The following is a 13,243-nucleotide window of genomic DNA, read 5'->3' as shown; positions in this document are numbered from 1 at the left end:
GAACCGCTTCTTTGCCAGGCTGGGGCTACCCCAACTGGCGCCGTGACCTCAACCTTACGAACCGCCCGGTGCGGACCCGCATGCCGGGTGGTGTGGGAGGGGTCGGCGGAGCCGATGCTCCGCCGCCCCTATCCCGATTGGGAGCTCGGGTAGGCCGCGAGGCGGCCCGTTCGCGTAGCACGGCCCCGGGCAATACGTTTGAGGTAAGTAGTAGCGGCCTAGCCGCCAAGCAGCCCAGCGGCCTAGCGGACGTTCCTTGGCCGTCGGGCCCCGATCCGCGGCGCGGACGGGGGGCGCGGGGCGAAGGGGTAGAGTACGCCGAGGCCCTGGGTTCGCTTTTCCCGTGTCCCTGTAGTAGGCTTCCGCGCCTTCCGATCTCCGCGAGGTACCCAAACCCATGAGCCAACCGTTCCGCTTCCTCCCCGAGGCTCCCGAGGGGCCCGGGGACGTGTTCGACGTCGTCCTGGTCACGGGCGACGCCTACGTGGACCACCCGGCCTTCGGCGCGGCCCTGATCGGCCGGTACCTGGAGAGCCTGGGGCTCCGGGTGGGCATCCTGGCCCAGCCCGACTGGACCCGGCCCGACGATTTCCGCCGGTTCGGCCGGCCCCGGCTCTTTTTCGGGGTGACGGCCGGGAACCTGGACTCGGCCGTGGCCCACTACACCCCGGACCGCCGCCGCCGCAAGCGGGACGCCTACTCCCCCGGCGGGCAGCCGGGCCGCCGGCCCGACCGGGCCACCGTGGTGTACGCCCAGCGGTGCAAGGAGGCCTACCCCGACGTGCCGGTGGTGCTGGGGGGCGTGGAGGCGAGCCTGCGGCGGCTCGCCCACTACGATTTCGTGGAGGACCGGGTGCGCCGGTCGGTCCTGGCCGACGCCAAGGCCGAGTTCCTGGTGTACGGCATGGCCGAGCGGGCCCTGGGGGAGCTGGCCCGGGGGCTCGCGGCCGGCCGCCCCCCGGAGGACCTGCGGGGGCTCCGGGGCATCGCCTACCGCACTACCGAGCCGCCGGAGGGGGAGGGGGTTCTCGAGCTTCCGTCCTACGAGGAGGTGGCCGACGACCCGGACGCGTTTTTCCGGTACTTCCAGGCCCTCGACCGGGCGATGCGCCAGCCCGCGCCGCCGGCCTTGGTGCAGCGCCACGGCCCCGTGGCCGTGGTGGTGAACCCGCCGGCCGAGCCCCTTTCCCCGGAGGAACTCGACGCCCTGTACCACCTGCCGTTCACCCGGCGGTACCCGCCCCGGTACGACGCCGAAGGGGGCGTGCCGGCCCTCGAGGCCGTGCGGTGGTCGGTGGTGACCCACCGGGGCTGCTACGGCGGGTGTTCGTTCTGCGCCCTGGCGGCCCACCAGGGCAAGGGCATCGTGAGCCGGCCGGCAGAGGGCGTGGTGGAGGAGGTGCGCCGGCTCGCCCAGGACCCGGAGTTCCGGGGCACCCTGACCGACGTGGGGGGCCCCACGGCCAACATGTACGGCACGGGTTGCACCAAGGCCGGGCCCGGCCGGTTCGCCTGCGACCGGCCGAGCTGCCTGGTGCCCGAGGTGTGCCCCCACCTGGAAACCGGCGGCCAGCCCTATCTCGACCTCCTGCGGGCCGTGCGCCGGGTTCCGGGCGTGAAGCACGTGTTCGTGGCCTCGGGGCTCCGGCACGACCTCCTTCTGCGGCCCAACCAGAGGCGGCTCTTTCGGGAGATCGTGGCCCGCCACGTGGGGGGCCAGATGAAGGTGGCCCCCGAGCACGTGGCGAACCGGGTGCTGCGGCTCATGGGCAAGCCGGGCCGCCGCACCTGGAAGGAGTTCCTGGAAACCTTCGGGCGGATCCGCCGCGACCTCGACCGGCCGGTGTACGTGATCCCGTACCTCATGACGGGCCACCCGGGCTGCGACCTGACCGACGCCCTGGACCTCGCCGGGTTCGTGAGCGACCTGGGCCGGTTCGCCGAGCAGGTCCAGGATTTCACCCCGACCCCGATGACGCGGTCCACCTGCATGTACGTGACGGGCCGCGACCCCCTCACGGGCGAGGAGGTGCCGGTGCCCAAGGGGCGGGAGAAGCGGGTCCAGCGGGCCCTGGCCCAGTTCCAGAGTCCCCGGAACCGGGAGTACCTGATCCGGCATTTCGAGGCCGAGGGCCGGCCCGACGTACTCCGGCGGCTCTACGGCCCGGGGTACCGACAGGAGGCCCGCAGAGGTTTTGACTCCCGTTCCAAACGCTGTGATACTAGGCGCCGTTCCCCGAAGCCACACCGGAAACGGAGCGAGGAGACCCCATGAACGTTGGAAAGCGGATCCGGAGGATGCGGGAGGCCCAGGATCTGAGCCTGGCCCAGGTGGCCCAGATGACCGGGTTGAGCGAGGAGTACCTCCAGAACGTGGAGGAGGGGGCCGAGGTGCCCTCCATCGGCGCCGTGCTCCGGATCTCCCGGGCCCTGGGTTCGAAGATGGGCCAGATCCTCCACGAGGCCGGCACCCGTTCCGACATCTTCAGCGTCGTGCCGGCGGGGAACGGGGCCACGGTGGACCGTTCGGTCCAGCGCACCGGCCAGGGGTACACCTACCAGAGCCTGGTGGCCCCCGACCTCAGGGGCCAGGGCATGGAGCCGTTCCTCGTGACCTTCGACCCCAAGGCGGCGAGCTCGGTGCAGCCCATGGTCCACGAGGGCGAGGAGTTCCTCTACATCCTCTCGGGCACGGTGGAGCTCCTCTACGACGGCGAGACCTACACCCTGAAAAAGGGCGACAGCCTCTACATCGATTCGTCCCGGCCCCACGCCCTGCGGGGCATCGGGAAGACCCCGCCCCAGGCCCTGGCGGTCATTTTCAGCCGGGACTGAGCCCCCCCGCCCTCTCCCCCCGCAACGGGGGGAGAGGGTGCCAGAAACCGGCCGCCGTGTGTCCGGCGGCGGGGGCGGCTCGCCCTCAAGAAGTCGGGCCCGTCGGCCGATCCGGTACCGGCCCCGTTGCCGCTCCGGAGAGCCCATGGACCACACCCCCCGCCGGATTGTGTTGCGCGTTCTCCTCTCCTTGGCCCTCGCGGTCGCCCTGGCCGAGGCCGCCGAGGAGACCCTCAAGTTCGCGTTTCCCCACATCCCCCATCTGTGGGCGTACCTCCTGCACCTCGGGTTCATCGCCGGGGCCGCCGCCGTGCTCGTGGCCCGGGGGCCGCTGCGGCTTCTTCGCGAGGCCCTGGCCCGGCGGGAGGAGGCCGAGGCCCGGTACCGGACCCTGTTCGAGGAGTCGCCGGTGCCCTGCTGCCTCACCCGGCGGGAAGGCGACGCCCCGGTGGTGGCCGACGCGAACCGGGCGTTCTGCGAGGCGGTGGGGCTCCCGAAGGACCGGATCGTCGGCCGGCCGCTGGCCGAGTTCTACAATGAGGAGTCCCGGCGGGCCCTCCTGGAGGGCGGCGGCTACGCCCGGGCCCTGGAGGGCCGGTTCCGGGAGGAGCTGCGCACCCTGGTCGGGGCCGGGGGCCGGGAGGTGCCCACGGTGCTGCGGGCCCGGCCGGTCCGCACGGCCGAAGGGGAGGCCTGGGGCACCCTCGCGGTGTTCGTGGACCTCACCGAGCGGCTCCGGACCCGGGAGGCCCTGGCCCGGCTCCACGCGGCTGTGGAGAACGCCGGGGAGATGGTGATCGTGACCGACGCCGCCGGCCGGATCGCCTACGTGAACCCGGCCTTCGAGCGGATCACGGGGTGGACCGAGGACGAGGCCCTCGGCCGCCGGGTGGAGGAGCTCGTCCGGAGCGGCGAGCACCCGGCCGCGTTCTACGCCGAGTTCGAAGAGACCCTCCGCCGGGGCGAGACCTGGACGGGCGCCTTCGTGAACCGCCGCAAGGACGGCACCCCCTTCGAGGTGGACGCCACGGTGTCCCCGATCCGGGACGCGGAGGGACGGATCACCGGCTACGTGGCGATCCAGCGCGACATCACGCGGGAGCGGCAGATGGAGCGGGCCCTCGACCAGGCCCGGCGCCTCGAGACCCTGGGGCAGCTCGCCGGCGCCGTTGCCCACGACTTCAACAACTACCTCACCGTGATCCTGGGGCAGGCCGAGATGGCGGGGCTCCAAGGGGACCTTCCCCCGTCGGCCCGGGACCGGCTCGACCGGATCCGCGAGGCGGCCGAGGGGGCGGCCGGCCTGGCGGCGCAGCTCCTCGCGTCCGGCCGGCGGCAGAAGGCCGAGCCCCGGGTGGTGGACCTGGGGGAGGTGGTGCGGGGGCACGAGAAGATGGTCCGGAAGCTCGTGGGCGAGGGCATCCGGGTGGAGCTCCGCCTGGGCGGGGGGGAGGTGCCGGTGCGGCTCGATCCCACCCGGTTCGCCCAGGTGCTCCTGAACCTGGCCGCCAACGCCCGCGACGCCATGCCCGACGGGGGCACGCTCTGGATCCGGGCGGGCCGGGACGGGGACCACGCCGTGCTGGAGGTCGAGGACACCGGGGTGGGCATGGACGAGGCGACCCGGGCCCGGGCCTTCGAGCCGTTTTTCACCACGAAGGCGGGCAAGGGCACGGGCCTCGGGCTCGCCACGGTCTACGGCATCGTGACCCAGGCCGGCGGCACGATCGAGGTGAAGAGCGCCCCCGGCCGGGGGTGCCGGTTCGCGATCCGGCTTCCGCTGGCCGACGGGGCGGCCTCCGCGGGTCCCCGCCCCGCGCGGGCGCCGTCGGCGGCCCGGGGACGGGGCCTTACGGTGCTCGTGGTGGACGACGAACCCCAGGTGGGCCGGGCCGTGGCCGACGCCCTCGCGGCCCTGGGGTACCGGCCGCTCCGGGCCGAGGGGCCCGGGGAGGCGCTCCTTCTGGCCGAGCGGGAGGGATGGCGGATCGACGCCCTGGTGAGCGACGTGCGCATGCCCCTCATGGACGGCCCCGCGCTGGCCCGCCGGCTCCGGGACCAGGTACCCGGCCTGCCTGTGGTTTTCGTTTCGGGACACGCGGCCGGGATCCAGCTTCCCGAGGACGCGGTGTTCGTGGGGAAACCCTTCCGCACGGCCGATCTGGGCCGGGCCCTGGACCGGGTGCTCGCGCCCGCGCTGGGGAAGGCGGCGAACTGAGATCGCGGGGGGGGGATCAGGGGTCAGAGGACAGAAGACGGAGGACAGGGAGTGGCCTCCCAGCTTCCGAGTGACTTCCCGCTGGGATGCTAGGAGGCTGGGAAGCTAGGATGCTAAAATCCTTTTGGATTTCAGCGTCTGCGGTTGTCCCAACCTGTGGGAGCGGCTGCCGTATCAGGGATCAGAATTCAGAGGACAGATGTCAGAACCCCCCTGTCCTCCGTCTTCTGTCCCCTGGCACCTGACACGGTCGCCGCTCCCACCCCAAACCCTGACTCAGGTGTCCTCCGACTCCGGACGCGGCGCCGATCGCCCCCGTTCCGGGAGCAAGGGGCCTCCCGGAGAGCCGGGTGCGGCCGTGCCTGCGGACAGAAATCAGAACTCGAGCGACCGACCCCTAACCGCGCTCTTGGCGACTGGCCTCCGTCCTGTGATGTCCGATTTCTGAAACGGCGGCCCCATGCCCCGGACCGTGCCGATTCAAGCCCCCGGAGCAATCGCTTTCCAGCCTCCCAGCTTCCCAGCTTCCCAGCTTCCCAGCTTTCCCGCTTTCCCGCCGCGCCCTCACCGCGACACCCGGAACACCGGCCCGCTCACCGAGGGGATGAACCGCCGGCCCACCGCGGTGAAGGGCGGGAGCCAGGCCACGGCGTCCGGCCCGGTTCCCAGGTACCGGCAGGCCTCCCCCAGAATGCGGCGCCCGAGGCCCCGGCGCCGGTACGCGGGGGCCACCCACAGAAAATCCACCGACCAGGCCTGCCCCTCGGCCGGCTCCACGGGCCGCCACCCCTTCGCCGGGGCCACGCCGTCGGGCTCCTCGTCTTCGGCCCACGCGGCCAGCGCCTCCACGGGCCGCAGGGCCAGCAGGAACACCCCGGCGAGCCGGCCGCCCCGGTAGCCCAGGAACGCGTGGGTCCGCAGTTCCTTGGGCTCCCGCAGGGAGTAGGGGGCGCCGGTGTAGCCCATCTCCCGGGCCCCGATCCGGGCGATCTCCACCACCCGCTCCCGGAGCCGGCGGGGCGCGTCGGGGGGCACCACGGTCACCCGGTCGCCGTCGCCGTGCCAGAGCACCCGCTCGGCCGCGAGGGGGCGGCGGGGCAGGCCCCGGGTCACCCGGTCGTGGAGCCGGCGGTGGCGGGCGGCGTCGGCCGGGTCGGCCGGATCGTAGCGGGTGTGGCAAACGGCGCAGCGGGCCACCGGCCTACCCGATCAGGGTCTCCAGGGGGGTCCACTCCACCCCGAAGGCCTCGGCCACGGGTCGGCAGGTCACGTGGCCGTCCCAGGTGTTCACGCCCTTGGCGAGGCTGGGGTCGGCCTTCAGCGCGGCCGCGAGGTCGCCCGAGGCGAGCTTGCGGCAGTAGGGCAGGGTCACGTTGGTCAGGGCGTAGGTGCTCGTCATGGGCACCGAGCCCGGGATGTTGGGCACGCAGTAGTGGATCACCCCCTCCTCCACGTAGACCGGGTCGGAGTGGGAGGTGGGCCGGCTCGTCTCGCTCACCCCGCCCTGGTCGATGGCCACGTCCACGAACACGCTGCCCGGCTTCATGCCCCGCAGGATCTCCCGGTCCACGAGCCGGGGGGCCCTGGCGCCGGGCACCAGCACGGCCCCCACCAGCATGTCGCAGGCGGCCGCGGCCTCCCGGATGTTCCGGCGGTTCGACATGAGGGTCACTACCTTGCCGTCGAACACGTCGTCGATGTACGAGAGCCGGGCGTGGTTGATGTCGACGATCACCACCTCGGCCCCCAGGCCGTAGGCCACCTTGGCCGCGTTGATGCCCACCGCGCCGCCGCCGAGGATCACGATGCGGCCGTGTTTGGTGCCCGGCACGCCCCCGAGCAGGATGCCCATGCCCCCCTTCTCCCGCTGGAGGAAGGCCGCGCCGAGCTGCACCGCCATCTTGCCGGCCACCTGGCTCATGGGCGCGAGAAGCGGCAGGCTCCCGTCGGGGAGCTGGATCGTCTCGTAGGCCACGGCCCGCACCCGGCGCTCCAGGAGCACCTTTCCGAGCTCCGGCAGGGGCGCCAGGTGGAGGAACGTGAACAGGATCTGGCCCTCGCGCAGCAGGCCGTACTCCTCGGGCAGGGGCTCCTTGACCTTCATCACCAGGTCCGAGGCCCCCCAGACCTCCTCGGCGGAACCCGCGATCCGGGCGCCGGCGGCCCGGTAGTCTTCGTCGGAGATGCCGCTTCCTGCCCCCGCCCCGGTTTCGATGAGCACGGTGTGGCCGTCGCGGCACAGCTCCTCCACCCCGGAGGGCACGATGCCCACCCGGTACTCGTTGTTTTTCCGCTCCTTGGGCACGCCGACGATCATGGAAGGCTCCTCGGGAAAGGCTGGAAGGCTGGAACGCTGGAAAGCTGGAAGGCTAAGTCCCCGTGCCCCTCTCGGGTTGTTTCATGCCGCTCCGTCACAAGCCCCCAATCCGCGGCAAGCAAGAAGATCCCCTATGAATACCGCAAGGCGGGCCGGGGCGCCAGGTGGGCGCTTGCGGTTCGGGCGGGCGAGGGTAGGGTGGCAAGGGCGGTCGGCGGCCAGGCGGCGAGGCGGCCCCAAGCCCCCGCCCCTCCGTGTTCTCCGTGCCCTCCGTGGTTCCAAGTAACTCCGGTCGTCGGTCGCCGGTCTCGCGGTCGTCGGTCCCGTGGTCCAGACGGCCCCGGCGCACCGTGTGGCCGAGGCGGAAGTTACTGTTTTTGCAAACAGGCCGCGCCTCGCGCGGCTTACGGGAGCTTCCATCTGTCCCTTGCAGGAGTGTGCCCATGCGGTTGCGGCTTGCCCCCGTTCCCGAAACCCCCGAGGCCGTGTGGCTCGACCGGCGGCGGTTCCTGGCCCGGGTGGGGCTTGCGGGGCTCGGGGCCTGGGGGCTCCTGGCGGCCCGGGGGTGGCCGCGGGACCTCCCCGACCCCGGCCCGGTCACCCCCGAGGCCGAGGCCACCCGGTTCAACAACTACTACGAGTTCACCACCGACAAGCGGGAGGTCTGGAAGAAGGTCGCCGGGTTTCCCACCCGTCCCTGGACCGTTGCGGTGGACGGGTTGGTGGCCCGGCCCCGCACCCTGGACCCGGACGGGCTGCGGCGCCTCGGCACCGTGGAGCGCACGTACCGTCATCGGTGCGTGGAGGGGTGGTCGGCCGTGATCCCCTGGGAGGGGGTGCCGCTCGAAGGGTTCGTGCGCTGGGCCGAGCCCCTGGGCTCGGCCCGGTACCTGGCGTTCACCGCGTTCCTCAAGCCCGACAAGGCCCCGGGCCAGGCCCGCCACCCCGAGTGGCCCTGGCCCTACACCGAGGGGCTCACCCTGGCCGAGGCCACCAACGAACTTGCGCTTCTCGCCACCGGCGCCTACGGCAAGCCCCTGGCCCCGTCCCTGGGGGCGCCGGTGCGGCTCGTGGTGCCCTGGAAGTACGGGTACAAGAACGTGAAGGGCATCGTGCGGATCACCTTCACCGAGACCCGGCCCCCGACCTTCTGGACCACCCTGGCCCCGGGCGTGTACGGATTCTTCTCGAACATCGCCGGTGGCGGCCGGGAGTGGCGCCTGGGCACAGGGGAGCGGGTGCCGACCCCGGCCTACAACGGGTATGGGGCCTGGGTGGCCCACCTGTACCGGGAGCCGCCGGGGGCGAACCGATAACCTTTCAAAACCAAAGGCGGTCCGGGTTTCGCCCTCCTTGCGGGGGGGGGAATCCCGCGGCACACTGTGCCGGACGCTGCCGCCGGATCGGACCCGCGCGAGAAAGGGGGTGCGCCCATGGTTCCGGTTCCCGCCGAGCCGGCCACGGTGCTGGTGGCCGACGACGACCGCATGACCCGCCAGATGGCGGCCCACGTGCTGGGCCGCCAGGGCTGGACCGTGGTGGAGGCCGAAAACGGCCGGGAGGCCCTGGAGCGGTTCGCGGCCGGGCCCGTGGACCTCGTGATCCTCGACGGGGTCATGCCCGAGATGGACGGGTTCGAGGCCTGCCGCCGGATCCGGTCGCTGCCCCAGGGCAAGACCCTCCCCATCCTGTTTGTGACCGCCCTCGACGACCCCGAGAGCGTGGACCGGGCCCTGGGCGCCGGCGCCACCGAGTACGTGACCAAGCCGATCCACTGGGCCGTGCTGGAGCGCCGGGCCGACCACCTGGTGCGGCTCCACCGCAGCGAGCGGCTCCTCCACCTGGAGCAGGCCCGCACCGGGGCCCTGGTGCGGGCCGCGCCCGACGGGGTGCTCACGGTGGACGCCTCGGGCCGGATCACCTCGGCCAACCCCTCGGCCGGGCTCCTGTTCGGGGAGGCGGTCGACCGGCTGGCGGGCCGGCCCGTGCGGGAGTTCCTGCCCGACCTCGACGTCGGGGCCGAGCTCCCCCAGGGCCCCTGGGAGACCCGGGGGCTGGCCGGGGGCGCGGAGTTTCCGGCCGAGGTCTCCGTGGGGCGGTACCAGGTGGACGACGAAGCGGGCTGGGTCGTGCTGGTGCGGGACATCACCGCGCGCAAGCGGGCCGAGGCGGAGCTCCGGGAGCGGGAGGAACGGCTCCGGCTCCTGGCCGAGCGGCTCCAGCAGGCCAACCAGGAGCTCGAGGCCTTCACCTACACCGTGAGCCACGACCTGCGGGCGCCGCTTCGGGCCATGGAGGGGTTCGCCCAGGCGCTCCTGGAGGACTGCGGGGAGGGGCTGGGGGACGAGGGGTCGGAGTACGCGGGCCGCATCGTGCGGGCGGCCCGGGCCATGGACCGGCTGGTGCGGGATCTCCTGGAGTACAGCCGGCTCGCCCGGGAGGAGCTGCGGCTCGAGGAGGTGGACCTCGAGGCTGCGGTCGCCGAGGCCCTGGAGGAGTTCGACCGGCCCGACGCGGCGATCCGGGTGGAGGGGCCGCTGCCGCCCGTGCGGGGCCACCGCCGGATGGTGGCGCGGGCGGTGGGGAACCTGGTGTCGAACGCGCTCAAGTTCGTGCCCGAGGGCCGACGGCCCGAGGTCACGATCCGGGCCGAGGAGCGGGGCGGCCGGGTGCGGCTGTGGGTGGAGGACAACGGCATCGGCATCCCCCCCGAGGACCAGGAGCGGATCTTCGGGCTGTTCCAGCGGCTCCACGGGCCCGAGGCCTACCCGGGCACCGGCCTCGGGCTCGCCATCGTGCGAAAGGCCGCCGAGCGGATGGGGGGCCGGGCCGGCGTGGTGTCGGAGCCCGGGAAGGGGAGCCGGTTCTGGATCGAGCTCTCGGCGGCCCGGGAGCCCGAGGCCTGCGGGGAGCCGGTGCTCGACCCCAAGGCCTACCAGCGGTTCCGGACCGACATGGAGCGGGTGGCCGTGGGGTCGGCCGAGACCATGGTCCGGATCTTTCTGGAGGAGGCCGGCCGCCAGATTCTGGCCATGCGCGAGGCCGCGGACCGGGGCGACCGGGCGGCCCTGACCCGGGCGGCCCACACCCTGAAGTCCAACGCCAGGGGCCTGGGCGCCCTGGCCCTGGCGGCCCGGTGCGAGGCGCTGGAGAAGGACCCCGGCCCGCCCGAGACCTGGATCCGCCGGGTCGAGGCGGTGGCCGACGAGCTGGGCCGGCTGCGGGGCCGCCTGGCCCTGGAGGGGGAGCCGTGACCGGGCCGGGCCTGCGGGTGATCATCGCCGACGACAACCCCGACGACCGGGCCCTCGCGCTGCGGGAGCTGCGGAAGGCGTTTCCGGTGGGCGAGGTCGTGGAGGTGGCCGACCGGGAGGCCTGGTTCGCCGCCCTCGAGGGCCCGCCCCCCGACCTCGTGATCACCGACTACCATCTGCGGTGGACCGACGGGCTCGCGCTCCTGGCCCTGGCCAAGACCCGATGGCCCGAGGTGCCGGTGATCATGTTCACCGGCACGGGCACCCAGGAGGTGGCCGTCGAGGCCATGAAGCGGGGGCTCTCGGACTACGTGGTGAAATCGCCCCACCATTTCGCCCGGCTCGCCGTGGCCGCCCGCAACGCCCTGGAGCGGGCCGAGAAGGATCGGCTCCTGGCCGAGGCCGAGGCCCGGTACCGGGATCTGGTGGAGAACCTGCCGGTGGGCCTGTTCGTGTCCACCGCCGCCGGCCGGATCCTCACGGCCAACCCGGCCTTCGCCCGGATCCTGGGCTACCCCGACCCCGTGGCCCTGATGCGGGTGAACGCCCGCGAGCTCTGGGTCAACCCCGAGGACCGGGAGCGGTGGATGGAGCGCCTGCGGACCCAGGGGCTGGTGGAGAAGTTTGTGGCCCCCCTGCGGCGGGCCGACGGGTCGGCGGTGTGGCTTGAGGGCCACGCGAGCGCCATCCGGGACCGCCGGGGCGAGCTGGTGGCCTGGCAGGGCTCGGCCGTGGACGTGACGGCCCGGGTGCGGGCCGAGGAGGAGCGCGAGCGGGCCCGCCGCCAGCTCGAGGCCGTGCTCGAGCTCACCCCGGACGGCATCGCGCTGTTCGGGCCCGACGGCGAGATCCGGCTCGCCAACCCCGTGGCCCGGGCGCTCCTGGAGGCCCACGCCGAGACCGACCCGGCCGGCCGGGTCGAGGCCCTCGCCGGCCGGCCCCTCCGGGATCTCCTGGCGGCCCCGGCCGACGGCCGGCCGGTCCACGAGATCTTCACCCCGCCGCCCAACCCCCGGGTGCTCCAGGTCGCCACGCGGGCCGTGGGGGACCCGGCCCGGCCCGAGGCCTGGGTGGTCACCCTGGCCGACGTGACCGAGGAGCGTGAACGCCTCGAGAAGATCGCGCTCCAGGAGCGGCTCGCGGCCTTGGGGCAGCTCGCCGCCGGCATCGCCCACGATTTCAACAACATCCTGAGCGCCATCGTGGGCTACGCCGAGGTGCTGCGGTCCCGGCAGGACATCCCGGCCGACGTCAAGGACCGGCTGGAGCAGATGCTGGTGCAGTCGTTCCGGGCCGCCGACCTGGTGCGCCAAGTGCTCGACTTCGGCCGGCGCACGAAGAGCGAGCGCCAGGCCATGGATCTCCTGAGCTTCGTCAAGGAGCTGGGGAAGCTCTTCGAGTCCACCTTCCCCGAGGGTATCCGGATCAGCGTGGGCTTCGAACCGGGCACCTACTGGGTCGAGGCCGACCCGGCCCAGATCCAGCAGATCGTGACGAACCTGGCCGTGAACGCCCGCGACGCCATGCCCGCGGGCGGGGAGATCCGGATCCACCTGGAGCCCGTGGGGGTGGACCCGGGGGTGCCCCCGCCGGTGCCCGGCATGGAGCCCGGGGAGTGGGTGTGCCTCACCGTGGCCGACACCGGCACCGGCATCGCGCCGGAGCACCTGGACCGGGTGTTCGAGCCGTTTTTCACCACGAAACCGCCGGGGAAAGGCACAGGCCTCGGGCTCGCCCAGGTGTACGGCCTGGTGAAGGAGCACGGGGGGTTCGTGGATCTGGAGAGCCGGGTGGGCGAGGGCACCACCGTGCGGGTGTATCTGCCCGCGGCCGAACGGCCCCACGCCCGGCGGTCCACGGTGATCGGGAAGGCTCCCGAGGGCGCGGGCCAGACCGTGCTCCTGGCCGAGGACGACGGGAACGTGCGGGAGATCCTGCGGGCCATGCTGGAGCGCCTGAACTACCGGGTGCTCGAGGCCCGGGACGGCGCCGAGGCCCTGGCCGCGTGGGAGGAGAACGCCGACCGGGTCGCGGCCGTGGTCACCGACCTCGCCATGCCCGGGCTCGACGGCCGGGCGCTGGCCCGGAAGGTGAAGGCCAGGCGGCCCGAGGTGCCCGTGGTGGCGGTGACCGGGTACCCGCTGCCCATGGGCGTCACCCGGCCGGCCGAGACCGAGTTCGACGAGTGGCTCCCGAAGCCCGTGCACGTGCGCGCACTCGCCTCGACCCTGGATCGGCTCCTGCGGAAGAGGGGGTGAACGGCGGGCTGGGCGGCGGGGCGGCTAGGCGGCTGGGCGGCTGGGCGGCTGGGCGGCTGGCTCCGGCCGGGCGCGAGTGCGGCACCCGTTTCGCCGCGCCTTCGCATGCCGTTGTCAGCCCGGTAGGCCGGGACACGGGTGGCGGACGTTCCGGACCTTCGAAAGGGATCCGGGCCTGGTGGGGGCGCGGCGACGTGAGGGGCCGCACCCGGCTCTCCGACAGCCCCCCACCCGCTTCCAGACGAAGGGACGCCGGGGTTCGGGTAGGACGTTCGGCGGTTGGCGTAACCGCTCACCGGTTCGGCCTTCTGTCCTCTGTCCTCTGTCCTCTGACCCCTGATTCCCGGCCCCTGGCACAGCG

8 protein-coding genes are annotated in these 13,243 nt (G+C 73.3%); 6 read left to right on the top strand and 2 right to left on the bottom strand.

All coding sequences use genetic code 11. The features are described 5' to 3' along the window. Positions 1–397: 397 nt before the first annotated feature. From ACY0I8_RS06815 to ACY0I8_RS06805, 3 genes are all read left to right on the top strand, one after another. Positions 398–2,275 (top strand): YgiQ family radical SAM protein, encoded by a 1,878-nt coding sequence (locus ACY0I8_RS06815; RefSeq protein ID WP_461394148.1) that lies wholly within the window; start codon positions 398–400, stop codon positions 2,273–2,275. Next, the gene (locus ACY0I8_RS06810) at positions 2,272–2,835 is read left to right on the top strand and encodes a helix-turn-helix domain-containing protein (RefSeq protein ID WP_461394147.1); all 564 of its coding nucleotides are present in this window, start codon (positions 2,272–2,274) and stop codon (positions 2,833–2,835) included. Before ACY0I8_RS06815 ends, ACY0I8_RS06810 begins: the two co-directional genes overlap by 4 nt. Before the next feature lie 145 nt (positions 2,836–2,980). Further along, positions 2,981–5,053 (top strand): PAS domain-containing hybrid sensor histidine kinase/response regulator, encoded by a 2,073-nt coding sequence (locus ACY0I8_RS06805; RefSeq protein ID WP_461394146.1) that lies wholly within the window; start codon positions 2,981–2,983, stop codon positions 5,051–5,053. Between the two features lie 564 nt (positions 5,054–5,617). Here ACY0I8_RS06805 and ACY0I8_RS06800 read toward each other — a convergent pair. Together ACY0I8_RS06800 and ald are read right to left on the bottom strand one after the other, a co-directional pair. After that, entirely contained in the window at positions 5,618–6,250 is a 633-nt protein-coding gene (locus tag ACY0I8_RS06800) for a GNAT family N-acetyltransferase (protein ID WP_461394145.1), read from the bottom strand. Positions 6,251–6,254: 4 nt separating this feature from the next. Then, positions 6,255–7,370, bottom strand: coding sequence for an alanine dehydrogenase (ald, locus tag ACY0I8_RS06795; RefSeq protein ID WP_461394144.1), 1,116 nt, complete (start codon positions 7,368–7,370; stop codon positions 6,255–6,257). Positions 7,371–7,813: 443 nt separating this feature from the next. Between ald and msrP the strand changes: the two genes are divergently transcribed. From msrP to ACY0I8_RS06780, 3 genes are all read left to right on the top strand, one after another. Next, positions 7,814–8,686, top strand: a complete 873-nt coding sequence (msrP, locus tag ACY0I8_RS06790; RefSeq protein WP_461394143.1) for a protein-methionine-sulfoxide reductase catalytic subunit MsrP — start codon at positions 7,814–7,816, stop codon at positions 8,684–8,686. A gap of 117 nt (positions 8,687–8,803) precedes the next feature. Next, positions 8,804–10,624, top strand: coding sequence for an ATP-binding protein (locus ACY0I8_RS06785; protein WP_461394142.1), 1,821 nt, complete (start codon positions 8,804–8,806; stop codon positions 10,622–10,624). Then, the gene (locus ACY0I8_RS06780; RefSeq protein WP_461394141.1) at positions 10,621–12,882 is read left to right on the top strand and encodes a PAS domain-containing hybrid sensor histidine kinase/response regulator; all 2,262 of its coding nucleotides are present in this window, start codon (positions 10,621–10,623) and stop codon (positions 12,880–12,882) included. The genes ACY0I8_RS06785 and ACY0I8_RS06780 overlap by 4 nt, the downstream gene beginning before the upstream one ends. The last annotated feature ends 361 nt before the right edge of the window (positions 12,883–13,243 follow it).

Source organism: Deferrisoma sp., from assembly GCF_054681715.1.
This window is presented reverse-complemented; position numbering and strand designations above follow the sequence as displayed.